17 protein-coding genes and 1 pseudogene are annotated in these 24659 nt (G+C 72.0%); 3 read left to right on the top strand and 15 right to left on the bottom strand.

Translation table 11 applies throughout. The features are described 5' to 3' along the window. Positions 1–88: 88 nt before the first annotated feature. The 7 genes and pseudogenes from ABD369_RS23880 to nrdR all read right to left on the bottom strand — a co-directional run. Positions 89–763: pseudogene (locus ABD369_RS23880) on the bottom strand (GTP-binding protein); the annotation flags it as partial. After that, positions 744–1121 carry a DUF742 domain-containing protein gene (locus ABD369_RS23875; RefSeq protein WP_344638562.1) on the bottom strand — a complete coding sequence of 126 codons (378 nt, stop codon included), beginning with the start codon at positions 1119–1121 and terminating at the stop codon, positions 744–746. The pseudogene ABD369_RS23880 and the gene ABD369_RS23875, both read right to left, overlap by 20 nt. Further along, positions 1118–1543, bottom strand: a complete 426-nt coding sequence (locus ABD369_RS23870) for a roadblock/LC7 domain-containing protein (RefSeq protein ID WP_344638561.1) — start codon at positions 1541–1543, stop codon at positions 1118–1120. The genes ABD369_RS23875 and ABD369_RS23870 overlap by 4 nt, the downstream gene beginning before the upstream one ends. Continuing rightward, entirely contained in the window at positions 1540–3363 is a 1824-nt protein-coding gene (locus ABD369_RS23865; RefSeq protein ID WP_344638560.1) for an ATP-binding protein, read from the bottom strand. The genes ABD369_RS23870 and ABD369_RS23865 overlap by 4 nt, the downstream gene beginning before the upstream one ends. A 136-nt stretch (positions 3364–3499) precedes the next feature. Next, positions 3500–3799: a Clp protease N-terminal domain-containing protein gene (locus ABD369_RS41220; RefSeq protein WP_425557749.1), complete on the bottom strand. Its 300-nt coding sequence runs from the start codon at positions 3797–3799 to the stop codon at positions 3500–3502. Between the two features lie 141 nt (positions 3800–3940). Continuing rightward, positions 3941–6811: a vitamin B12-dependent ribonucleotide reductase gene (locus ABD369_RS23860; RefSeq protein ID WP_344638559.1), complete on the bottom strand. Its 2871-nt coding sequence runs from the start codon at positions 6809–6811 to the stop codon at positions 3941–3943. Between the two features lie 181 nt (positions 6812–6992). Then, positions 6993–7490, bottom strand: a complete 498-nt coding sequence (gene nrdR, locus ABD369_RS23855) for a transcriptional regulator NrdR (RefSeq protein WP_344638558.1) — start codon at positions 7488–7490, stop codon at positions 6993–6995. Positions 7491–7903: 413 nt separating this feature from the next. Between nrdR and lexA the strand changes: the two genes are divergently transcribed. After that, positions 7904–8704 carry a transcriptional repressor LexA gene (gene lexA, locus ABD369_RS23850; protein ID WP_449806476.1) on the top strand — a complete coding sequence of 267 codons (801 nt, stop codon included), beginning with the start codon at positions 7904–7906 and terminating at the stop codon, positions 8702–8704. Between the two features lie 111 nt (positions 8705–8815). On the opposite strand, the gene ABD369_RS23845 is transcribed toward lexA, so the two are convergent. From ABD369_RS23845 to ABD369_RS23825, 5 genes are all read right to left on the bottom strand, one after another. Next, a complete protein-coding gene (locus ABD369_RS23845) occupies positions 8816–10915 on the bottom strand; it encodes an ATP-dependent DNA helicase (RefSeq protein WP_344638556.1) in 2100 nt (699 codons plus the stop codon). 12 nt (positions 10916–10927) lie between these two features. Beyond that, positions 10928–12640 (bottom strand): IucA/IucC family protein, encoded by a 1713-nt coding sequence (locus ABD369_RS23840; protein ID WP_344638617.1) that lies wholly within the window; start codon positions 12638–12640, stop codon positions 10928–10930. A 235-nt stretch (positions 12641–12875) separates the two neighbouring features. Beyond that, positions 12876–14237 (bottom strand): lysine N(6)-hydroxylase/L-ornithine N(5)-oxygenase family protein, encoded by a 1362-nt coding sequence (locus ABD369_RS23835; protein WP_344638555.1) that lies wholly within the window; start codon positions 14235–14237, stop codon positions 12876–12878. Between the two features lie 16 nt (positions 14238–14253). Continuing rightward, positions 14254–14934: a GNAT family N-acetyltransferase gene (locus tag ABD369_RS23830; RefSeq protein WP_344638616.1), complete on the bottom strand. Its 681-nt coding sequence runs from the start codon at positions 14932–14934 to the stop codon at positions 14254–14256. Continuing rightward, positions 14826–16595, bottom strand: coding sequence for an IucA/IucC family protein (locus ABD369_RS23825; RefSeq protein WP_344638554.1), 1770 nt, complete (start codon positions 16593–16595; stop codon positions 14826–14828). The genes ABD369_RS23830 and ABD369_RS23825 overlap by 109 nt, the downstream gene beginning before the upstream one ends. A 361-nt stretch (positions 16596–16956) precedes the next feature. Between ABD369_RS23825 and ABD369_RS23820 the strand changes: the two genes are divergently transcribed. Both ABD369_RS23820 and ABD369_RS23815 read left to right on the top strand, forming a co-directional pair. Further along, entirely contained in the window at positions 16957–18105 is a 1149-nt protein-coding gene (locus tag ABD369_RS23820) for a trypsin-like serine peptidase (RefSeq protein WP_344638553.1), read from the top strand. Positions 18106–18157: 52 nt separating this feature from the next. Further along, positions 18158–19321 carry a trypsin-like serine peptidase gene (locus tag ABD369_RS23815; protein WP_344638552.1) on the top strand — a complete coding sequence of 388 codons (1164 nt, stop codon included), beginning with the start codon at positions 18158–18160 and terminating at the stop codon, positions 19319–19321. Between the two features lie 70 nt (positions 19322–19391). Here the strand turns inward: ABD369_RS23815 and hflX are convergent, their stop codons facing one another. From hflX to dapF, 3 genes are all read right to left on the bottom strand, one after another. Further along, a complete protein-coding gene (hflX, locus tag ABD369_RS23810; RefSeq protein ID WP_344638551.1) occupies positions 19392–20897 on the bottom strand; it encodes a GTPase HflX in 1506 nt (501 codons plus the stop codon). A 239-nt stretch (positions 20898–21136) separates the two neighbouring features. Next, positions 21137–23410, bottom strand: a complete 2274-nt coding sequence (locus ABD369_RS23805) for a RelA/SpoT family protein (RefSeq protein WP_344638550.1) — start codon at positions 23408–23410, stop codon at positions 21137–21139. 314 nt (positions 23411–23724) lie between these two features. Continuing rightward, positions 23725–24636 (bottom strand): diaminopimelate epimerase, encoded by a 912-nt coding sequence (gene dapF / locus ABD369_RS23800; RefSeq protein ID WP_425557752.1) that lies wholly within the window; start codon positions 24634–24636, stop codon positions 23725–23727. Positions 24637–24659: the final 23 nt, after the last annotated feature.

The following is a 24659-nucleotide window of genomic DNA, read 5'->3' as shown; positions in this document are numbered from 1 at the left end:
GCGTCCCGGCGAACGGCCCCACCGGCCGATCGGACACCGGCTCAGGCTCGGCCGGCAACGCGGACTCAGCCGAAAGCACGGACGAAGCGGACAGCGCAGGCGAAGCGGATAGCTCGGACGAAGCAGACAGCGCGAACGAAGCGGACAGCTCGGCCTCGGCACCCGCCAGGCGGTACAGATGGCGGACGAGCTCGATCAGCACCTGCTTGCTGGACTCCCGGTCCCGGGCGTCGCAGTCCACCAGCGGCACCTCGTCGGGGAGGTCGAGCGCCGCCCGGACCTCCTGCAGCGTGTGCTCGGGCCCGGTGAAGTTGTTGCGGGCCACGATGAACGGCGTGCCGTGGTGCTCAAGCCGGTCGATCGCGTACCAGGAGTCCTCCATCCGCCGGGTGTCCACCAGCACCACGGCGCCGAGGGCGCCGGTGAACAGGCGGTCCCAGAGGAACCAGAAGCGCTCCTGGCCCGGGGCCCCGAACAGGTACAGCACGTTCCGGTCGTTCAGCGTGATCCGGCCGAAGTCGAAGGCGACCGTGGTCGAGCGCTTGCTCTGGATCCCCGACAGGTCGTCGATGCCCTCACCCGCCTTGGTCATCGTCTCCTCGGTGTTGAGCGGACGGATCTCGCTCACCGAACCGACCAGGGTGGTCTTGCCGACACCGAAACCACCAACCACGACGATCTTCAGACCGTTCTCCGCCGTACTGCGCAGCGGGGCGATACCGCGCGGCTCCCTGCCGTGGGTGTCAGAGCCGTTGGAGTCCATGCAGCACCTGCTTCAGCGTGTCGAGGTCGGGCAGCCGGGCCTTGGTCGGCGCGAACCGGGGGTGCCGCGCGGTGATCCGGTGGGTCTCCAACAGATCCCCCAGCAGGATCTTGACGATGCTCACCGGCAGGGCGAGCTCGGCCGCGATCTCCACCACGGCCGTGGGAGTCCGGCACAGTTCCAGGATCCGGACGTGCTCGGACTGCATGCCCGGAACCGGCGCCTGCTCGCTGACGATCAGCGTGACCAGGTCGAAGGCGTGCTCCGGCGGGCGGCTGCGTCCCCGGGTGACGGTGTAGAGCCGGTCCGGGTCCTCGTCACGGCCCGGCAGGCCCGGAAGTCCAGGCCGCCCGGTCACACCGCGGCCTCGTTCCCGGTCACGTCCGTCCGCGGCGGCGCGCTCAGCAGCGTGCCGATCTGCTCGATCAGACCGTGCATGTTGTGGCCGACCACGCCGACGTCCGCGTCGTCGTCCGTGACCACGGCCAGGTGCGCGCCCTCACCGGCCGCCACGATGCACAGGATCCCGCCGTGGAACTCCGTCATCGACTGCCGGACCCCGCCGGTGCCGTCACCGAACTCGATCGACGCCCCGTGGGCCAGGCTCTGCATCCCGGAGGCGATCGCCGCCAGCTGGTCGGCCTGGTCGATGCCGAGACCCGAGGTGTGGCAGAGCTTGAGACCGTCGGCCGAGAGCACCAGCGCGTGCCGGGCGCCGGGCGTACCGGACAGCAGGTTCTCCAACAGCCAGTCGAGGTCGCGGTCGGTGCTGCTGCTCATCGGGAGTCATCCTTCGGGAGGGCGTCGGTGGTGTCGGGCCCCTGCTGGAGGGCCCTGCGGAAGGCGCCGAACCGGGCCGCGGAGACGGCCGAGTCGGCTGGTACGGGCTGCGCCGACAGCGCGGGCGCGGACGGCTTGGCCGACGGCTGGGCCGCCGCCAGGGTCTGGCCCCGGCGGCGCTGCGGAAGGCTGCCGGCCGTGGCGGGCCGGCCGTCACTCGTCCCCGAGTCGCCGGTGGCCGCGGTACCGGCCGCCGCCTCGGACCGCCCCTGCTCGGAGCGGGTGCCCGACATGAGGGCGGAGGGCGAACGGCTCGGTTCGAGCGCGGGGCGCATCCGCTCCGGCCGGACCTGCTCGGCCCGCGGCCGTTCGGTGCGGCCGTGCTCGGCCCGGCCCTGCGGCCCGTCTTCCGCACCGGTACGGGCGGCCGCCAGAGCCCGGCTTGCGGCGGGGCCCGGGTGCGTGACCAGTCGCTCGGGGATCAGCATGACCACGCCGGTCCCGCCCCGGGCCGACGGCCGGAAGGAGATCGACAGGCCGTGCTTGCGCGCCAGCGAACCGACCACCGCGAGGCCGAGCCGAGTACCGGCGGAGAGCTGCGTGAGGTCCAGCGGAGCAGCCGACACGGCCTGCTCGGCGCGGCGCAGCCAGCTCTCGCTCAGCCCGAGACCGCCGTCCTCGACGGTGATCACCAGGCCGGAGTGGACCTCCTCCACGTAGACGTGCACCTCGGCCGGCGGAGCCGAGAAGTTGGCGGCGTTGTCGAGCAGCTCGGCCAGCGCGTGCATCACGCCCTCGGCCGCGAAACCGGCCACCGCGGCGGTGCTGGCGGAGTGCAGCCGCACCCGCTGGTAGGCGCCGATCCGGCCGAGCGCACCGCGCAGAATCGATTCGACGCCGATCGGCTTGGTCCAGCGTCGCCCGGAGCGGGCGCCGGTCAGCACCGCGATGCTGTCCGCCATCCGGCCGACCTGGGCGGTGGAGTGGTCCAGGCTGAGCAGGTCGCCGAGGACGTCCTCGCCGTGCTGGTGCTGCATCTCGCGCAGCTCGGCGTGCATGCTGGTGGCCAGCGCCTGCACCCGGCCGGCGGCCGTGGCGCACACCGCGAGGGCCGCCGCCCGCTGGCGTTCGCCGCGACCGACCTCCTCGGCCACCGTACGCAGCAGCCCGGCGTGGGTGACGGCGGTGTGCGGCGCCAGTGCGGAGTCCACCGAGCTGCCGGAGCGCAGCCGGGCGACCACCTCGGGCAGCACCTCGTCGGTGAGCCGGGCTAGTTCGGCGCGCTCGTGCTCAGCGGCTTCGGTGCGCTCGCGCAGCTCGGCCGCCGTCTCGTCCATCCGCTCGCGCAGCGCCGCGAGTTCGGCCTCGCTCCGTTCGCGCAGTTCCACCGTCGCCGCCTCGGCGTCCGCGAGCGCGGTGCCGGCTGCGGCGAGTTCGGCCCGGACGGACTCGGCGTCGTTCTGCGCTGCGGTGAGGTTGGTGCGCAGTGCGGTCACGGTGGCCCGGGTGGTGGCCAGCTCCGACTGCAGCGCCGTGGACCGGGAGCGGATGTCCGTCAGCTCGTAGCGGGCGGTGGCGAGTTCCTCGCGGATCCGGCGGAAGCGCTCGGCCTGTCGGCACGCCACCACGACCAGTGCCGACCACAGGACCATGCCGCCCGCCACGGTCGCGGCGACTGCGGTCCGCTCGGCGTCCGAGACGACCGCGATGGCGACGGCCCCGGTGGCCGCTCCCACCAGGATCCCGGCCGCCGCCCAGAGCGCGGTCCTGCCGTTCGGGTGCGGGTGCGCCACGCGGTAGAGGCGCGTGCGAGCTCTCATCAACCTGATCCTCGGGGGCGGGCGTCAGTGCGGACCGAACGACAGCGCGCCACTGTCCGGGGCCCGACGGGGGGAAGGCTCCGAACAGTCGACAAATACACGCAGTCAACAGATCATATCCATTCACCCTATTTGCTCAACTGTCCAGTTGACAGACCGTCTCACTCGTTCGCGCTCCGTATCGGAAACCGGCTGGCCCCAACTGGCCTCCGGGGGACGGGGTGTCAGGGGCCGCCTGAGCCGAGAGCGCCCGGTTGACCCCCTGCTCCACGGCGGCCGGATCCAGTCCGCGCTCCCTGATCGCCAGAACCGCGACGCCACCGCCCTCACGCAGCAGCCCCAACAGGATGTGCCCGGCCTCGCTCCGGCCACCGCCAGCCCGGCCGGCCCCCTGGAGCGCGAGCAATAGCAGGCCGCGATCTCCTGCCAGGACCACCCCAGCCCCCGCGCATCGCCGACCTGCTCGACGAACCTCCTGCCGATGAATGCGAAAAGGCGGGGCGAGGACTCGAAAGTCCTCGCCCCGCCTTCGGAACCGCCCCTCAGGACGGGTTCAGCTCAGCGGATCCGGAAGTGATCAGCTGCAGCCGCTGGTCGAGCCGCAGCCCTCGCAGAGGTAGCAGCTTCCGGCCCGGCGCATCTTGGTGCCGCAGGAGAAGCAGAGCGGTGCATCCGCGTTGAGGCCCTGCTGGATCTCCAGCAGCTCGGTGGAGTTGTGAGCCTGGACCTTGGGGGCCTTCGGATGTTCGGCCACCGGCTGCTGGACGACGGGCTTGGCCGCGACCGGCGCGGACTGGGCCAGGCCCTCCACGTCGACGTCCTCGGGATCGATCGGCTCGTAGGAACCGGTCTCCAGGTGACGCTGGCGCTCCTCGACGGAGTGGATGCCGAGCGCGGAGCGGGTCTCGAAGGGCAGGAAGTCCAGCGCCAGGCGGCGGAAGATGTAGTCCACGATGGACTGCGCCATCCGCACGTCCGGGTCGTCGGTCAGACCGGCCGGCTCGAAGCGCATGTTGGTGAACTTCGAGACGTACGTCTCCAGCGGGACGCCGTACTGCATGCCGACCGAGACCGCGATGGAGAAGGCGTCCATCATGCCCGCGAGGGTCGAACCCTGCTTGGACATCTTCAGGAAGACCTCGCCCAGGCCGTCGTCCGGGTAGGAGTTGGCGGTCATGTAGCCCTCGGCGCCGCCCACCGTGAAGGAGGTGGTGATGCCGGGGCGGCCCTTCGGGAGGCGCTTGCGCACCGGGCGGTACTCGACCACCTTCTCGACCGCGGGCTCTGCGGCCTTCTCCTCCTCCTTGGCCTTCTTGGCCGAGAGCGGCTGGCCGACCTTCGAGTTCTCGCGGTAGATCGCGAGCGCCTTGACGCCCAGCTTCCACGCCTCGAAGTAGATCTCCTCGACGTCCTCGACGGTCGCAGTGGACGGCATGTTGACCGTCTTGGAGATGGCGCCGGAGATCCACGGCTGGATCGCCGACATCATCCGCACGTGGCCCATCGGCGAGATGGAGCGCTCGCCCATCGCGCAGTCGAACACCTCGTAGTGCTCGGCCCTCAGGCCGGGGGCGTCCACCACGTTGCCGTGCTCGGCGATGTGGGCGACGATCGCCTCGACCTGCTCGTCCTGGTAGCCCAGGCGCTTCAGGGCGCGCGGGACGGTGCCGTTGACGATCTGCATCGAGCCGCCACCGACCAGCTTCTTGAACTTGACCAGGGCCAGGTCGGGCTCGACGCCGGTGGTGTCGCAGTCCATCATCAGGCCGATGGTGCCCGTCGGGGCGAGCACCGAGGCCTGCGCGTTGCGGAAACCGTTCTGCGCACCGAGGCGCAGCACGTCCTGCCAGGTCTCGCTGGCCGCGGCCCAGACCGGGGCATCCAGGTCGTCGTGGGCGCGGGCGGCGGAGTTGGCGTCCGCGTGCTGCTGCATGACCCGCTGGTGCGGGGCGGCGTTGCGGGCGTAGCCGTCGTACGGGCCCACCACACCGGCGAGTTCGGCACCGCGGCGGTAGGCGGTACCGGTCATCAGCGAGGTGATGGCACCGGCCAGCGCGCGGCCGCCCTCGGAGTCGTAGGCGTGGCCGGTGGCCATCAGCAGGGCGCCGAGGTTGGCGTAGCCGATGCCGAGCTGGCGGAAGGCGCGGGTGGTCTCGCCGATCTTCTCGGTCGGGAAGTCGGCGAAGCAGATGGAGATGTCCATCGCGGTGATGACCAGCTCGACGACCTTGGCGAAGGTGGCGGCGTCGAAGGAGTCGTCCTCGCGCAGGAACTTCATCAGGTTCAGCGAGGCCAGGTTGCAGCTGGAGTTGTCCAGGTGCATGTACTCGGAGCAGGGGTTGGACGCGTTGATGCGGCCGGACTCCGGGCAGGTGTGCCAGTGGTTGATGGTCGAGTCGTACTGGATGCCCGGGTCGGCGCAGGCCCAGGCGGCCTCGGCCATCTTGCGGAACAGCTTCTTGGCGTCGACGGTCTCGATGACCTCGCCGGTCAGCCGGCCGCGCAGGCCGAAGGAGTCGCCGTTCTCGACCGCCGTCATGAACTCGTCCGAGACACGGACGGAGTTGTTGGCGTTCTGGTACTGCACGGAGGTGATGTCGTCGCCGCCGAGGTCCATGTCGAAACCGGCGTCGCGCAGGGCACGGATCTTCTCCTCCTCCTTCACCTTGGTCTCGATGAAGGCCTCGACGTCCGGGTGGTCGACGTCGAGCACGACCATCTTGGCCGCCCGACGGGTGGCGCCACCGGACTTGATGGTGCCGGCCGAGGCGTCGGCGCCGCGCATGAAGGAGACCGGACCGGAGGCGTTGCCGCCGGAGGAGAGCAGCTCCTTGGAGGAGCGGATGCGGGAGAGGTTCAGGCCGGCGCCGGAGCCGCCCTTGAAGATCATGCCCTCTTCCTTGTACCAGTCGAGGATCGACTCCATGGAGTCGTCGACGGACAGGATGAAGCAGGCGCTGACCTGCTGCGGCTGCTTGGTGCCGACGTTGAACCAGACCGGCGAGTTGAAGCTGAACACCTGGTGGAGGAGGGCGTGGGTCAGCTCGTGCTCGAAGATCTCGGCGTCTTCGGAGGTGGAGAAGTAGCCGTGCTTCTCACCGGCGGCGCGGTAGGTGAGCACCACGCGGTCGATGATCTGCTTGAGGCTCCACTCGCGCTGCGGGCTGCCGACGGCACCGCGGAAGTACTTGGACGTGACGATGTTCACGGCATTGAGCGACCAGAAGTCGGGGAACTCGACGCCCCGCTGCTCGAAGTTGATCGAGCCGTCACGCCAGTTGGTCATGACGACGTCACGCCGCTCCCAGGTGACCTCGTCGTAGGGGTGAACGCCAGGGGTGGTGTAGATGCGCTCGATCCGGAGGCCGCCCTTGGGGGCCTTGCCGGCCGCCTTGGTCGCCTTCTCGGACTTCGACCCGCGTGCGGAACCGCTCGTCGTGTCTGTCACTTTCTCCTCCTCCTGGGCAAACGCCCCGGATGCCCCGATGCTTCCGGGCATCGCTGGCTCGCTTTTCCTGGTGTGCGGGCAGCCGGAGGTGCCGGCAGCCTGTGCACGGTTTGTGTTGTTCTGCGCACCGTTTTCGGGCGCGCGTCGGCCACGACGGGCCAACTGGTGCCGACCGGCCCTACTAGGGCGCGGCAGCGGGGGACGGCACGGCTTCGGCGCCGTCCGCGGTGAAGGGCCGCTCGGCGCGGAGCTCCGCGATGGCGGCCTCGAAGTCTTCGAGATCGTCGAAGGCGCGGTAGACCGAGGCGAACCTCAGGTACGCGACCACGTCCAGTTCCTTGAGCGGGCCGAGTATGGCCAGACCCACGTCGTGGGTCGAGAGCTCGGCACTGCCACTGGCCCGGACGCACTCCTCGACCCGCTGGCCGAGCTGGGCCAGCGCGTCCTCGGTGACCGGTCGGCCCTGGCACGCCTTGCGGACGCCGGAGATGACCTTCTCCCGGGAGAACGGTTCGGTGACACCGCTGCGCTTGATGACCATCAGGGTGGCCGTCTCCACCGTGGTGAAGCGGCGACTGCAGTCCGGGCACTGGCGACGACGGCGGATCGAGCTCCCGTCGTCACTGGCGCGGCTGTCCACAACACGGCTGTCCGGGTGCCGGCAGAAGGGGCAATGCATCCCGAGGACTCCCAACCAGGCGTGACAGCAGACCTGGACCACTGTACGCGATAGAGGAGGCTGAACCACAACTTGTGGGCCCAGGCGAGGACACTAGCCACAAGATCTAGGTCTGGACGCTCGCCACGCCGCTGCGGGTCGAGATCTTCACAGGGAGTGAAATAGACTGTCGCCATCGAACATTTAATCGATGTACACCCAAAGCCTTGATCGAGTCAGCCCACTTCGAAATAATTCACTCGAACGTGTGTTTGGCGCAACCTTTCGATAGGTGCACCAGTTGAGTTGGACAAGAGGGAGAACGCCTGTCGAGAAGAGGGGCCGCCATGAACACCGTCGATACCAAGAGCAACTCCATCCCGGTGCAGGAGCGTTCCGAGCGCACCATGGACCAGCAGAGCGTGGACGTCAGCATGAGCCGTAGCGAAGACCAGCGCCTGGCCGGTGCCACGCTGGCCGGTCCGACCGGATCGGGCCGCCTCCCGGACCAGTCGATCGAACACGCCGTCGCCCCGGACTCCCCGCTCGGAGTCGCGACCCCCACCCGCTCGCTCCCCGGCCGTCCCCCCGGCATCCGCACCGACGAAGCCGGGCTGACGGAGCGCCAGCGCCGGGTCATCGAGGTGATCCGGGACTCCGTCCAACGGCGCGGCTACCCGCCGAGCATGCGGGAGATCGGCCAGGCGGTCGGCCTCTCCAGCACCTCCTCCGTCGCCCACCAGCTGATGGCCCTGGAGCGCAAGGGCTTCCTCCGCCGCGACCCGCACCGCCCCCGGGCGTACGAGGTCCGCGGCGTCGAGGTCGCCCGGCCCAACACCGCCGAGGCCGCCGGCCGGCCCTCCACCTCGTACGTCCCGCTGGTCGGCCGGATCGCCGCCGGCGGGCCCATCCTGGCCGAGCAGACGGTCGAGGACGTCTTCCCGCTGCCCCGTCAACTCGTCGGCGACGGCGAGCTGTTCGCGCTGACCGTGCGCGGTGACTCGATGATCGAGGCCGCCATCTGCGACGGCGACTGGGTCACGGTACGCCGCCAGCCGGTCGCCGAGAACGGGGACATCGTGGCCGCGATGATCGACGGCGAGGCCACGGTCAAACGGCTCAAGCGCGAGGACGGCAGGATCTGGCTGATGCCGCACAACCCGGCGTACGAGCCCATCCCCGGGGACAACGCCACCATCCTCGGCAAGGTCGTCGCAGTCCTCCGCCGGCTCTGAACGGCGCCGCCGGCACCACGGCGCAAGCCCTTTCAGCAGGGGCGGGAAGAGCCACCGGAGGCACCGGGCTCTCCCCGCCCCTGCTGAAACGTGCCGTCGCCAGGACAGGTCCTAGGCGCCGCGCTTGGCGACCGGCCGGATCGGCGACGCCGAGGCGTCGATGGCGGCCAGGGAGCGGCGGACCTGGTTGCGGTCCGTGGTGTACCAGAAGTCCGGCATCGAGGATCGGAAGAAGCCGCCGTAGCGGGCCGTGGCCAGCCGTGAGTCGAGCACCGCAACCACACCCCGGTCGTCGGCCGCCCGGACCAGCCGCCCGGCGCCCTGTGCCATCAGCAGCGCGGCGTGGGTGGCCGCCACCGCCATGAAGCCGTTGCCGCCGGCCTGCTCGACCGCCTTCTGACGGGCGCTCATCAGCGGGTCGTCCGGGCGCGGGAACGGGATGCGGTCCATCACCACCAGCTGGCAGGCGGAGCCCGGCACGTCGACGCCCTGCCAGAGCGAGAGCGTGCCGAACAGGCAGGTCTCCGGGTCGGACGCGAACTCCCGGATCAGCTCGCCCAGGGTGTCCTCGCCCTGCAGCAGGATCCGGTTGTCGAGCCGGCCGCGCAGCGCCTCGGCGGCCGCCTGCGCGGCCCGCATCGAGGAGAACAGGCCGAGCGTCCGGCCGCCGGCCGCGCCGATCAGCTCGGCCAGCTCGTCGAGCATCTCCGGCCGGTCCGGCTCCCGTCCGGGCTGCGGCAGGTGCTTGGCGACGTACAGGATGCCCTGCTTGCGGTACGAGAACGGCGAGCCGACGTCGATGCCGCGCCAGTACGGCGGGGCGTCCTCACCGAGCTCCGGCTCGGGCTCGTCCGCGCCGCGGGCGTCCGGCAGCCGCCCCTCCGCCGGCAGGCCGACGGAGGCGGCGACGCCGTTGAAGTCGCCGCCCAGCTTGAGGGTGGCGGAGGTCAGCACGACCGAGCGCTCCTTGTAGAGGTTCTCCCGCAGCAGGCCGGAGACACTCAGCGGGGCCACCCGCAGCGAGGCGGGCCCGAGGCCGTAGCGGTCGCTACGCTCGATCCAGACCACGTCGAACGAGGACCCCTCGAGCAGCCGTTCGGTCGTCTCGTGCAGCGTCTCGGCCGAGGCCATCGCCTGCTTGCGGACCGCGTCCTCGTCGGTGAGCCCCTTGTCCCTGGTCTCGCCGAGCGAGGTGATGATCTGGCGGCAGGCGTCCCGGATCCCCGCGACCGCGTAGACCAGGTACTCGGGCAGTTCCTCGACCCGGCCGGCCTGCGCGGTCTCCATCAGGCCGTGGTAGTTCTCGGCGGCGGCCTGGAGCTGGTCCACCGCCTTCTCGTTGGCCAGCTTGGCTGCCCGCTTGACCGCCCGGTTGACCGCGCCGACCGTCAGCTCGGCGGTGGCCGCGCCGGTCACCCGGTTCACCAGCTCGTGCGCCTCGTCGACGATCAGCATCGCGTGTTCGGGCAGCACCGGCGCGCCCTCGATCGCGTCGATCGCCAGCATCGCGTGGTTGGTGACCACGACGTCGGCCAGCTTGGCCCGCTCGCGCGCCTTCTCCGCGAAGCACTCCTGCCCGTAGGCGCACTTGGTCGCGCCCAGGCACTCCTTGGAGGTGACCGAGAGCTGGGCCCAGGCCTTGTCCGAGACACCGGGCGAGAGGTCGTCGCGGTCCCCCGTCTCGGTCTCCTCGGCCCACTCGCGCAGCCGCAGCACGTCCTGGCCGAGCTTGCCGGTGGGGCCGCCGAGGGCCTCCACCGGGTCGAACAGGCCCTCACCCTCGTCGCTCGGGGTGCCCTCGTTGGCCCGGTGCAGGCAGAGGTAGTTGGAGCGGCCCTTGAGCATCGCGAACAGCGGCCGGCGGCGCAGCACCGGGTGCAGCGCCTCCACCGTCCGGGGCAAGTCCCGCTCCACCAGCTGGCGTTGCAGCGCCAGGGTGGCGGTGGCGACCACCACCCGGTCGCCGTGGGCGAGGGCGGGCACCAGATAGGCGAGGGACTTACCGGTGCCGGTGCCGGCCTGGACGAGCAGGTGCTCGCCGTGCTCGACGGCGTCGGCGACGGCCTCGGCCATCTGGACCTGGCCGGGGCGCTCGACACCGCCGACGGCGGTGACGGCGGCGTGCAGCAGCTGCGGGACGAGGGCGCGGGAGACGGGCTCCGGGGCCTCGGATGCGCCGGGCAGGGGCTGGGGTGCGGAGTCGTTGGTCATGGCACTCCAACCCTACGGCGCGGGAGTGACAGTCCGGTCTCGCTGGCAGACGGGAGCGCTCGGGCCGCCGGGGTTCAGCGCGTTGTCGACCTGGCCGTACACGGCGGCGTGCGGGCGCTGGGGGCGGTCCCGGTAACCGTCCAGCAGCAGACGGTTGCGGTTGAGGCAGAGCCGGTCGATCCGCGGGGTGAAGAGGTCGAAGAGCTTGAAGCGGTCGGCCAGCTCGGGGAAGCGGCGCTGGTGGGCCAGGATCCGTTCACTCAGCAGGGTCCAGAACTCGTCCTCCGCGACGCCCAGCTGGCGCTCGGCGATCGGGGCGAGGTAGCGGTAGACCCCGATGAACAGGCCGGAGTGCAGGAACTGGCAGAGGTACTCCGGGGGTTGGCGGAGCAGTACGGCCTCCACCTCGGCCGGGAGGTCGGCGAACTCGGGCAGGTCCTGGTCGCTGATGTTGACGTCGTCGACGAAGTCCTTGACGGCCAGGCGCGCCGGGCGGTCGTACTCGTCGAAGACCACGATGGCGTTCTCGCCGTGCGGGGAGAAGACGGTGCCGTACTGATAGAGGAAGTGCAGCAGCGGCGGCACCATCACGGCGAACAGCCGGCGCAGCCAGTCCCGGGCGGGCAGGCCGGAGCGGGCGACCAGTTCGGCGGCCAGGGCGCGGCCGTCGGAGCCGGTCGAGAGCAGCGCGGCCAGGGTGCGGGCCCGCTCGCCGGGTCGCAGCCCCGGCCCCAGCGGTTCGCGCCAGATCGCGCCGAGCAGTTCCTTGTACTGGTAGGGGACTTCGGGCAGTTCGCGGTAGATCGGGTGGTCCACGGTGACCGAGGCGATCTCGCCGAGCAGGATCACCCGGCATTCGTCGCGCAGGAACGGGTCGTTGTCGCGCAGACGGTGGATCCAGGCGGTGACCGCGGGGGCGGCGAGGGTGCGCTCGGTCGGCAGTCCGCGCCAGACCAGGGTGTTGAGGATGGAGAGCGGCAGCTTGACGGTACAGCGCTCGGGGTGGCTGAGGTTGAAGAAGCTGCGGATGGACTGCTGGGGCAGCCGCAGGTCGCCGTCGCCGGGCAGCGGGACGATCAGCCCGGCGGCGATCTGCGGAGCGAACAGCGGAAGGATCACCTCGTCCCACTGCCAGGGGTGGACGGGCAGCAGGTGGTACTCCTCGGCCCGCTCGCCGAGCGGCGCCCGGAGCTCCGCCAGGTTGTCCAGCTCGCTGCGGTACAGGTCGGCGGGGCCCCGGTACTGGGCGAGGCTGCGGTGGACGGCCAGCCAGGGCAGCCGCTTGGGGGTGCGCGCCTCGGGGGCCCACTCGGCGACGTCGCCGGCGGAGAGGCCGATGCGGCCCTTGTTGGGAACGATCCAGGGGTGGCCGGTCTGCCGGCCCTCCAGCTCCGCGTGGCCGAGGTCGGCGAGTTCCGCGGCGGTCAGTTCGGTGGCGAGCTGGCGGGTATCGGCGAGCAGTGTGGCGGTGAGCTCGCGCAGCAGGTGGCCGAGGGTGTCGCCGGTGAGCCCGAGGGTGTGCCGGGCGTGCTGGACGAAGCGCAGCGGGTCCACCCCGGCGGTGGAGGTGATCGATTCCGGGTCGACCTGCCAGCTGCCGTAGGCGCCGCGCCGGGCGGTGTAGCGGTAGTCGGCGGTGGGGAGTTCCAGGCGGTAGCCGTCCGCCTCCGGCGCCGGAGTGATCAGTTCCTCGTACGCGAACTCGCCGAGCATCTTGGCCAGCATCGCCCGGCAGGCCCGCTGCCAGTGCTCCTCGGTGAGCTCGGCCGGCCGGTGGAGCAAGGACCCCTCGCCCCCCGCCCTCCGGGCCTTGGGGGTGCCCCCGGCCGGAGGCTGGCTGGGAGTCCCCTCGGCCGGAGGCTGGCTGGGGGTCCCCCCGGCCGGAGGCTGGGGGATGGGTCCGTCCGGCCGGAGGCCGGGGGACGGGGGCACCCGGCCGATGTCCGGCGAGGAGGGATGGTCAGCGGGTTGGTGTTGCGGCACGGTTCCGCTCCTGGGGTCGGGGAAGGACGGTGGTGGCGGTGGGCGGCGCGAAGCTGGTCCAGGCGGCGCGCTCTGGCAGCTGGTGCACGGTCTTGCCGGCCACGGCGTTGAGGATGACGGCGGCGCGGTGCGCACCGAGGCCGAGGTCGGGGGTGCCGACGCCGTGGGTGTGGAGCTCGGCGTTCTGGACGTAGAGGCCGCCGCTCAGCCGGGGGCCGGTGGCGATCCGGTGGTCGAGGTCGACCCGGTACCGGCCCTGCTCGTCCCAGTCGATCAGTTCGGCGATCGGGTCGAGGGCCGCGGGGCGTTCGGCGCGGTAGCCGGTGGCGAGCACCACGGCGTCGGTGCGGACGGTGTGCTCGGTGCCGGAGTCCGGGTGGCGGCAGAGCAGCTCGAAGCCGCCGCAGGGGCCGGCCAGGGTCTCGGTGACGGCGGTGCCGGGGATGATCTCGACCGGGTCGGCGTCGATCGGGCGGCCGATGGTGCGCTCGTAGAGGTGGTCGTGGATCTCGGCCAGGGTCTCGGCGCTGGCGGCCTTGTGCAACTGCCACTGGGACTGGACCAGGCGGTCGCGGACGGCGGGCGCGAGGGTGTGGAAGTAGCGGGTGTAGTCGGGGGTGAAGTGCTCCAGGCCCAGCTTGGAGTACTCCATGGGGGCGAGCGCCCTGGTCCTGGTGAGCCAGCGCAGTCGGGTGCCGTCGGTTCCCCGGGTGCGCAGCAGGTCGAGGAAGACCTCGGCGCCGGACTGGCCGGAGCCGACGACGGTGATGTCCCGCGCTCCGGCGAGTGAGTGGCGCTTGGCCAGGTAGTCGGCGGAGTGCCAGATCCGGGGGTTGCCGCGCAGCGGGGCGAACGGCTCGGGGTACGCGGGCCGGGTGCCGACGCCGAGGACGACGTTGCGGGCCCGGAAGGGGCCGGCCGAGGTCTCGACCCGGAACAGCTCCTCCTCGGCGGACCAGTGCAGGGCGGTGACGGCGGTGTCGAAGCGGCAGTTGAGCAGGCGTTCGGCGGCCCACCGGCAGTAGTGGTCGTACTCGCGGCGGGTCAGCTGGAAGCGTTCGGCGAAGTAGAAGGGGAAGAGCCGCTGCTGCTGGCGCAGGTAGTTGAGGAAGGACCAGGGGTTGGTGGGGTCGACCAGCGAGACCAGGTCGGCCAGGAACGGGACCTGCATCCGCGCCCCGTCCACCAGCATCCCGGGGTGCCAGCTGAACTCCGCTCTGGCCTCGCAGAACAGCGAGCTGAGGCCGCTGACCTGGTCGGCCAGCGCGGCCAGGGACAGGTTGAACGGGCCGAGGCCGACACCGAGCAGGTCGTACGGCTCGGGCTGCAGGTTGTCCATGGTGTCCAAGGGGGTGTCAGGAGCGGGCGCGGATCATCAGAGCCGCGCGTTTGGTGGGCAGGTCGAGTTCGGCGGTGAGCTCGAACCCGGCGCCGGTGAAGGCCCGGACGGACCTGGCATTGCGGACGTCCGGTTCGGCCACGACCCGCCGGCAGGCGGGCTCGGCGTCGAGGATGCGGGCGGCGAGCGCGGCCAGCAACACGCTGCCGAGGCCGCGGCCGCGTGCGGTGCCGGCGAGCAGCAGGTGGATGCCGATGTCGTGGTGCCGGGCGGGGTAGTGCTCGGCGAGCGGGTCGAGGTCGGCGCGGTAGATCTCCCAGTAGCTCATCGGGAGGCCGTCCAGCAGGCCCAGGCAGGGGAGGCTGCGGCCGTCGCCGTCGAGCTGGGCGCGCAGGTGCCGCGCGGTGACCTCGGCCGGCCCGTCCAGTTCCCAGAAGTCGGCCACCTCCGGGTCGTTCATCCAGGCGGTCAGCAGCGGCAGGTCCTGCGGGAGCCGGACCGGGCGGAGCCGGAACTCCCCGGCGCCGGTCGCCACCGGCCCCCGGAAGGGGATCCCCTCAAGCCCGCCACGGGCCGCACTCGGGGGCCTCATCGGCTGGCGACCGGGTTGCGGATGCCCACGTACACGGACTGGGTGGCCACCGGGCCGACCAGTTCGTCCATGCCGTTCAGCCGGGTGAGCAGGTTGGCCTTGCAGCGCAGGACGGGCTCGTCCAGCAGCAGTCGCGGCAGGCCCGAACCGGTGGCCGCGGCCCGCTCTCCGGCGAGGAAGCGGCGCAGGGCGGCCAGCAGGACGTCCTCCTCGGCCAGGCCCTGGGAGCCCATGGCGCCGATCAGTCCCAGCACGTGGTTGATGCCGAGGTAGTAGGCGAAACGCTGGTCGACCACCCCGTCGTCGACGAAGGTGTCGCTGTGCGTGCCGATGCCGGGCAGCCGGGCGGCCAGCTTCCCGGCGTGCGAGGCGCGGTAGTAGTAGCCCTGGTTGTCGCGGTAGCGGCCGCCGGCCGGCCAGCCGTCCTCGTCCAGCAGGACCAGGCTGTTCTGCTGGTGTGCTTCCAGGGCGATGCCCGCTCGGCCGTCCAGCCAGAGCACCGGCAGCACCACGGTGTCCAGGTAGCGCAGGAACCACTCGGCGGCCACCGCCTGCACCGGCCGCCCGCTGCAGGCGGCCAGGCCGCGCAGCACGTCGCCCAGCCGGGACGGCAGCGTTCCGCCCGGGCCGAGCGGGCGCTCGGCGACCAGTCCGGCCACGCAGAGCACCCGTTCGGCGGGGCCGAAGGGCTGGCTGCGCAGCACCGTGTCCAGGCCGTTGGGATCGCCGAGCGCGGGGAGGTCGACGCCGATCCACGCGGGGTCGCGGACGATGTCGAAGCCGGGGTGCGCGGCGCGCCATTCGGCGCCGAGGCCGCTCTCCAGCAGCCGGTGCACCTCGACGCCCCGGTGCAGTTCCTTGCGCAGGTTCTCCCGGCGGGAGTTGGTGATCCGCAGGCCGAGCGAGAGCTTGAGCATCCAGGGTGCGCCCGGGCGGCAGACGGTGCGGACGGAGGAGGTGGGGTGCCACAACCCGCCGTGTGCGCCGAGGTCGTGGAGCAGTCCGTCGGCCAGCAACCCGGCCACTTCGGGGCGCAGCGCCAACTCCCTCGCCTGCCAGGGGTGCAGCGGCAGCGCGGCGGTGCCGGGCGGCAACAGGCGCTCGTCGCCGAGCAGTTCGGCGGTGAGCTCCTCGGCGGGCCGCCCGGTGGCCGAGTCCGCCGCCAGCAGGTCGCGGTCCACGGCGTACCAGTGCAGCCGGAAGGCGCCGTGCAGTTCGGGCGAGTACGCCGCGCTCTGGGCCGGGCCCAGGCCGTCGCGGCTCTTCGGGGTCGGGTGCAGGGGGTGGCCGAGCAGCAGCGCCTGTTCGGCCTGCAGGAACGGCCAGTCGACGGCCTCGGCGACCCGGCGGCGGTGGGCGAGCACGTCGGCGGTGCGGACCACGGAGTCGGCGACCCGGGCGGCCAGGTCGGCGATCTGTCCGGAGTCGGGGCGGGTGGCGGCGGCGCCGGCGACCAGTGCCGCGAGGGTGACCGCGTCGACGGGGGTGGCCTCGCCCTCCAGGGTGGCCGGGTCGAAGCGGTGCCAGCCGCAGGCCGACCAGTACCGTACGGGCGCGGCCAGCCTGGCCGCCCCGCCCAGCACCGGGATCCGCAGCAGCCCGTCGGCCCCGGGCGCCGCCCCGGTCTCCCGGGCCCAGCAGCGCAGCAGGCTCTCCACCGCGGCGTGCTCGGCGGCGGCCGCCGGATCGGGGTGGAGCAGCGGGTCGCTGTCGGTGACCCGGTGGGGGGCGTCGGCGGGTGGGGCTCCGGTGAGGGCGGTGCTCAAGGTTGCTCCTTGGGGCGCATGGGGCTGCGGACGCGAGCGATCGGGGGCGCAGGGGGTCATGGGGGTGCGCGGGGGTGGTGCGGCGCGCTTCCGGCAGGCGACAGGCAAGGGGTACCTATCCCCGACGGGTGATCACAAGATCCACTCACTCGTTCCGGTGAATACCGTCGGATCCCTCATTCCTGGGGGTGACTCGCCGGGCTTGACTGGCCGACAGACCGGTCGGGTCACGGATCAATGACCATCCGTCAGCACTGGCAACCAGGGGGCGGTCGCGTCCGTCATGCTCCGGGGTGGGAAAATCCACAGGGCCCGAGGCGCGTCCGGGGCCGCTGGTCCAGAAGCCACGGGGGGAATGGCTATGTCATCGAAACGTCGTGCGGCCTGTGCGCTGTTCGCCGCGGCGGCCCTGTTCACGGTCGCCGGGTGCGGCGGCGACGGGCCCACGAACACCTCGCCCACACCGGGCGACACGGCGAGCGCGGGCCCCGGCGCCAAGCTGCACCTGCCGTCCGACCTGCCCTCGGGTCTGCTGGACGGGCTGCCGAAGAGCTGGGACGAGCTCAAGAAGTGGAAGTACGACGACTGGGACCGCTGGGCCTCCAAGCACGTCTTCAACAATCCGGTCATCCGGGACCTGTGGAACCCGGACCGGATGAAGAACGCCCAGCCCCAGCAGCCTGAGCCGGTCGCCACCAAGCCCCCGGCCGACTCCGAGGTGACCGACCCCGAGCCGGCTCCGGTCCAGGCGGTGGCGGTGCCCCGCCCCTACACCAGGTATGCGGCCTCCGGGAAGGTCTTCTCGACCGCGCCGGGCGGAGGAACCGGCCAGTGTTCGGCCACCGTCGTCCAGGACCCGGCCCACCCGGGCAGGAGCAACCTGGTCTGGACGGCCGGGCACTGCGTCCACGAGGGCAAGGGCGGCGACTGGTTCAAGAACATCGTCTTCGTCCCGGCCTACAACAGTTCGGGGGCGGCCAGTGCCGGCCACAAGCCCGCTCCGCAGGACGTGGCGCCGCTCGGCATGTGGTGGGCGGACAACGTGATCACCTCGCCGCAGTGGACGGCCGAGGGCGGTCACGGCGGAAGCGCGGCCAACCAGTACGACTTCGCGGTGCTGAAGGTGCACAACCCCGACGGCGACGGCAGGTCGCTGGAGGAGACGGTGGGCACCGCGCTTCCGGTCTGGTTCGACGCGCCGCGTGACCAACTGTCCGTCTCCGCCTGGGGGTACCCGGCCGTGAAGCCCTTCGACGGTCAGGAGCTGGACCGGTGCGACGGCGGGAAGCCGGTCCGGCTCTCCTTCGACCCGCAGCGGCCGCCGATGCTGACCATCGGCTGCACCATGACCGCCGGTTCCAGCGGCGGCGGCTGGTTCGCCACGATGCCGGACGGCCGCCAGGCCCTGGTCAGCAACACCTCGCTCGGCGCCTCGGACCACACCTCGCTCAGTGGCCCCTACCTGGAGAGCGTGGCCAGCCAGGCGCTCGACTACATCAGCAAGAAGTAACCGACGAGCGGGACTTGACCGCTCGGATCAGTATCGGCAAACGGGGAACCTCATGAACACCACCTCTACGCACAGCACAAGCCCGCGCCGCCGCGCCGGGCTGACCGCCGCCGTCGCCACCGTCCTGGTGCTGACCGCGAGCGCCTGCGGTCCGGACAAGAAGGACAGCTCCTCGCAGGCCGTCGCCTCGCCGTCGGTGACCGCGACGGCAACCGCGAGCAAGGGCGGCATCGACCTGTCCAAGGTTCTGCAGAACATCAAGAACTGGAGCGCGGACGACTGGACCAAGTGGGCCGAGCAGCACGGCTTCAAGCCCGAGGTGATCAAGGGCTTCTGGGACCAGGCCAAGATGCAGGCCGCCAAGGGCATGGAGAACCAGGAGGCCGGTGTCCAGTCCAGCCGGACGGCGTCCGACAACGACCCCGCGCCGGCCCCGATCCAGGCCAAGCCGCAGCCGCACCCGTACTCCACCAACACCGCCGTGCTCGGCAAGATCTACATGCAGGTCGACGACCAGGAGGCCGCGGTCTGCTCCGGCACCGTGGTCAGCGACCCGGCCCACCCGGGCAAGAGCAACCTCGTCTGGACGGCGGCCCACTGCCTGCACGGCGGCAAGGGCAAGGACTGGTTCAAGAAGATCAGCTTCATGCCGTCCTTCAACCGCAGCGGCGCCGCCAGCAACGGCAAGACCGGCTCCCAGCAGCAGGTCGTCCCGTACGGCGTGTGGGACGCCGACTACGCCGTCGTCTCGCCGCAGTGGACCGAGGAGGGCGGCGAGCGCGGCGGCCCGGTGAGCCAGTACGACTTCGGGGTCATCCGGGTGCACAACGAGGAGGGCGGCGGCAAGTCGCTGGAGGAGACCGTGGGCGGCTCGATACCGGTCTGGTTCAACGCCCCGCGCAACCAGGTCAGCACGGTCTCCTCGTACGGCTACCCGCAGGCCGCGCCGTTCGACGGCCGCGAGCTGGAGCACTGCGACTCCAGCGTCCCGCCGGCCCGGCTCTCCTTCGACGCCAGCCGCCCGACCATGTACAACATCGGCTGCACCATGACCGGCGGTGCCAGCGGCGGTGGCTGGTTCGTCGTGAAGGACGGCAAGCCCGCGCTGATCAGCAACAACTCGATCGGCCCGCGCCCGGCGGCCTGGATGGCCGGTCCCTCGCTGGGTGATGAGGCGAAGTCGGTGTTCGACTTCATCAGCAAGCGGCAGGGCTGACAGACACCGAGGGCCCGGGCCCGTCCAAGTGCGGACGGGCCCGGGCCCTCGTCGTCTCTGCCCGCCGCTGTCAGCCCTGGGCGACGACCGCGAAGCGCTCCAGCTCGGCCGCCAGCTCGGCGGAGACCTTGGCGCGCAGCAGCGTCCCGTCACCGGTGTGCTCGGTGTCGAGCAGCTCGCCCTCGGCGTGCACCCGGGAGACCAGATCGCCCCTGGTGTACGGCACCAGGGCCTGAACCTCGATCGCGGGGCGCGGCAGCTCGTCGTCGATCAGCTGCAACAGCTCCGCCATGCCCTGCCCGGTACGGGCCGAGACCACGATGGCGTGCGGCTCGCGGCGCAGCAGCCGCTGCAGCACGAGCGGATCGGCGGCGTCGGCCTTGTTGATCACCACGATCTCCGGCACGTCCTGTGCCTCGACCGATACGATCACCTCTCGGACGGCGGCCAGCTGGGTCTCCGGCTCGGGGTGCGAGCCGTCCACCACGTGCAGGATGAGGTCCGCGTCGGCGACCTCTTCCATGGTCGAGCGGAAGGCCTCGACCAGGTGGTGCGGCAGGTGCCGGACGAAGCCGACGGTGTCGGCCAGGGTGTAGATCCGGCCGCTCGGGGTCTGCGCCCGGCGCACGGTCGGGTCCAGGGTGGCGAACAGCGCGTTCTCCACCAGCACGCCCGCGCCGGTGAGCCGGTTGAGCAGCGAGGACTTGCCCGCGTTGGTGTAGCCCGCGATGGCCACCGAGGGGACCTGGTGACGCTTGCGCTCCTGACGCTTGGTGTCCCGGCCCTTCTTCATCTCGGCAATCTCCTTGCGGAGCTTCGCCATCTTCTCGCGGATCCGGCGGCGGTCCGTCTCGATCTTGGTCTCACCGGGACCACGGGTGGCCATACCACCGCCGGCGGAGCCGGAGCCACCACCACCCATCTGCCGGGAGAGCGACTGACCCCAGCCGCGCAGTCGCGGCAGCATGTACTGCATCTGCGCGAGCGAGACCTGCGCCTTGCCCTCCCGGGACTTGGCGTGCTGGGCGAAGATGTCCAGGATCAGGGCCGTCCGGTCGACGACCTTGACCTTGACGACGTCCTCGAGGTGGATCAGCTGGCCCGGGGTGAGCTCACCGTCGCAGACGACGGTGTCGGCGCCGGTGGCGGCGACGATGTCGCGCAGCTCCTGTGCCTTGCCGGAGCCGATGTAGGTCGCGGCGTCCGGCTTGTCACGGCGCTGGATCACGCCGTCGAGAACCACGGAGCCGGCCGTCTCGGCCAGCGCCGCGAGTTCGGCCAGGGAGTTCTCGGCCTCGTCCGCCGTGCCGTCCGTCCAGACGCCGACGAGAACGACCCGCTCCAGGCGGAGCTGCCGGTACTCGACCTCGGTGACGTCCTGGAGCTCGGTGGAGAGACCGGCGACACGGCGGAGTGCGGCACGCTCGGTGCGGTCGTACTGCTCGCCGTCGAAGTGCTGGTCGAGGTCCTCGTCGATCGCCGCGAGGTCCTCGTCCATGAGGGCTCCCGCCCGCAGGCCGTACAGACGGCTCGCGGACTTGTCGGAATGGTTGCGGCTGTCGAACGTGGAGGTCATCTCATCCTTTGCGTGTCGGGAGGGCCGGTGCGCAGCCCTGCGCACCCCGGAGCCTGCCCAGAAACCCGCCCCTGCTACCGGACGAAGATGATGAGCTACCCCTGCGGGCCACGGTCCGCACCGGCACTACTGCGTACCGGTGAACGCCGTGGACCGGCCGTGAATTCCCCTGAATGGTCGCATGCCCGACCTGGGTGGGTCATCCTCATTTCACCCGGCGGCGCCCGCCCCCGCCCGCTTCATTCCCCCCGGCCGGCCGGGGGGAGCCTCGGCAGCCCCGCCCGGTAGACGTCGTAGACCCCGGAGACCCGCAGCATCGCCCGCATCACCAGCGGCAGTGTCCCGGGGGTCGGCAGCTCGATGGTGTAGGTGTGCCGCACCTGGAGGTCCTGCGGGGGCTCCACGGCGGCCGAGACGATGCCGATGCCCTCCGCCGACATCACCGCCGTCAGGTCGGCGAGCAGCCGGGGCCGGTTCAGCGCCTGGGCCTCCAGGGTGACCCGGAAGCCGCAGGGCGGACAGACCCCCGGCACCCAGTCGGGCACGACCGGGCTGCGGCCGGCCTCCCGCAACCGCTCCCCCGCCGGGCAGCCGACCCGGTGCACCGCGAACGCGCCGCCCCTGATCTCGTACCCGACCACGACGTCCGGCGGCACCGGCGTGCAGCACCGGGCGAGCCGGACCGGTGCGCCCGGACGGCCGGGCACCGCCACCGGGGACCGCTCGCCGCGGGCGGTGACCGGGGCGGGCGGGAACCCCGGCGGGCGCCCCGGGGGCGGACCGGCCGCCGGGGCGGGCTCCGGAGCGGGCTCGCGGGCGCCGGCCGGATGCTCGGCCAGCCAGCGCTCGATGGCGAGCCTGGCGGCCGGCGTTCTGGTGCACTCCAGCCACCCGGGAGCCGGCCCCGAAGGCTCGGCGCCGGGGCCGGGACCGGCCTGCTCGGTGAGGACCGCGACCACGTCGCCGTCCCCGAGCACCGTGGAGAGGGCGACCAGCCGCCCGTTCACCCGGGCACCGAGACAGCGGTGGCCGGTCTCCTCACCGAGCAGGTACGCCGCGTCCACGCAGCTGGCCCCGGCGGGCAGCTGGAGGGTCAGACCGTCCTCGGTGACGGCGGTGATCTCACGGTCGTCGGAGAGGTCGGCGGTGAGGGCTGACCAGAAGGTGTCCGGGTCCGGGGTCTCCTGCTGCCACTCAAGCAGTCTTCTCAGCCAGCCCGGGCGGGCCGGATCCGCCCCGTCCGCCCGCTCGGGCTCGCCGGGCTGGCCGCCGGGGACCAGCGGGTCCCCCAGCGCGACCACGCCGAACTCGGCCACCCGGTGCATCTGCCGCGTCCGCACCAGCACCTCCGCCACCTCGCCGCCGGCCAGCGTCACGGCGGTGTGCAGGGACTGGTAGAGGTTGAACTTCGGCGCCGCGACGAAGTCCTTGAACTCGCCCGGCAGCGGCGTCCAGCAGGTGTGCAGCTCGCCGAGGACGGCGTAGCAGTCGGCGTTCTCCTCGACCGTCACCAGCAGCCGCCCGAAGTCGGCCGGCCGCAGGCCCTGCGGCCGGCCGTCCGGCCCCGCGGCGGCGGCGCGCTTGAGCAGGAACCGGTGCACCGAGACGCAGTGCCTGGCCCGGACGGTGACGCTCGCCGCCACCCCCGACTCGGCCAGCTGCCGGGTGAGCGCCTGGGCGAAGGGCTGGAGCACGGTGTCCGGCTCCGCTTCGTGCGCGGCCACCAGGGCACGGGTGCGGGCGTGCTCCTCCGGGTGCAGGGTGGCGAAGACGATGTCCTCCAACTCGACCTTCAGCACCTGGATTCCGAGCCGCTCGGCCAGCGGGATCAACACGTCCCTGGTGACCTTGGCGATCCTGATCCGGCTGGCGGGCTTCATGTGGCGGATCGTCCGCATGTTGTGCAGCCGGTCGGCCAGCTTGATCACCATGACCCGGACGTCGTCCCCGGTGGCCACCAGCATCTTGCGGAAGGTCTCGGCCTCGGCCGCGGCACCGAAGTCCACCTTCTCCAACTTGGTGACGCCGTCGACCAGATACGCCACCTCGGGGCCGAACTCGGCACTGACCTGGGCGAGTGTCATCTCGGTGTCCTCCACGGTGTCGTGGAGCAGCGAGGCCACCAAGGTGGTGGTACCGGCGCCGAGTTGGGCGAGGATCATCGTCACCGCGAGCGGATGCGTGATGAACGGCTCACCGCTCTTGCGGAGTTGGCCCCGATGGCTGGCCTCGGCCGTGCGGTAGGCGCGGCTGAGCAGGGTCAGGTCGGCGTGCGGGTGGTGACGGCGGTGCGCCTCCACGATCGGCTCGATCGCGTCGGGGACCGGCGTGCGGCCGGTGGCCAGCAGGGCGGCCCGGCCGGCCCGGCCCAGCGCGGCGCGGCCGAACGAGGCCCGGCCGGCCCGGGCGGGCGGGCCCGCGGGCGCGCCGTGGCTGTCGATGACGGGTTGGCCGAGCGGGGATGGGCCGACTGCTGGTTGACCGGTCAGGGGTCGGCCTGCGTCGATGGTCATCTGCACCTCCGGCAGCGATCACCGGAGCGGCTCCCGACCCCGGTGGTCCATGCTACCGAGCACAACACGTTCCGCGATGCCCTGCTTCCCACCCGTCACCGAGATCACCCGATCGGGCGGATTCGGCTACCCCGCTACGGGGCAAAGCGAAGCGCCCGCAGGAACACGGCGCACCGCCGCCCGGCGTCCCGCTCGGTTCCCCTGCGGCGGTGCGTTCCGGCCCGTGGTGAGCTGCGGAGGTGCCGGGGCACCCGGGCAGCCCTCCGAGCCGGAGGACCCACCCGCAAGGAACTCACCGCCGCCCCCGCGAGCCCTCAGCGGAGCGGAAGCACGCCGAGCCAGGCCGGGTCGATGGTGCCGGCGGCGACGATCTCCGCGGGGCCGGTCATCTCGACCCGGCCGTCCGGGTGCTCGGTGATGACCAGGCTGCCGCCCGGGAGGTCCACGGTGTAGGAGACCGCCTCGCCGGTGACCGCCGGGTCGAGCCCGTCCCGCCGTGCCGCTGCGACCGCGACGGCGCAGGCTCCGGTGCCGCAGGAGAGCGTCTCCCCCGACCCCCGCTCGTGCACCCGCATCGCGACGTGCCGCGGCCCCCGGTCCACCACGAACTCGACGTTGACGCCCTCGGGGTACGCGCTCCCGGGTGTGGTGCGCGGCGCCGTCCGCAGTTCGCCCGCCTGCGCGAGGTCGTCGACGAAGGCGACGGCGTGCGGATTGCCCATGTTCACGTTCCGCGCGGGCCAGCTGCGGTCGCCGACCGAGACCTCGATCCCGTCCGGCCCCGGCAGCAGCGCGCGGCCCATGTCCACGGTGACCGCGCCCGGCGTCCCGTCGACGCCGTCCTCGGCGATGACCGCCCGCCGCACCCCGGCCCGGGTCGCGACCGCGATCGGGCCCGGCTCGACCAGCCCCGCGTGCACCAGGTAGCGCGCGAAGACCCGGACGCCGTTGCCGCACATCTCGGCGATCGAGCCGTCGGAGTTGCGGTAGTCCATGAACCACTCGGCCTGGTCCGCCTGCCCGGCGGCCGCCGGGTCGGCGGCGGAGCGCACCACGCGCAGCAGCCCGTCGCCGCCGATGCCGGCCCGGCGGTCGCACAGCCGGGCGACGACGTCCGGGCCCAGGTCCAGCAGGCCGTCCGGGTCGGGGACGATCACGAAGTCGTTCTGGGTGCCGTGGCCCTTGAGGAAGGGCAGGCCCGTCGCGGTAGCACTCACAGTGCCGATGGTACTGACCGCCCACGCGGCCC

The organism is Kitasatospora cystarginea, assembly GCF_039533515.1.
Lineage (GTDB): Bacteria > Actinomycetota > Actinomycetes > Streptomycetales > Streptomycetaceae > Kitasatospora > Kitasatospora cystarginea.
Note: the sequence above shows the minus strand (reverse complement) of the source record. Positions and strands in the feature narration are given on the sequence as shown.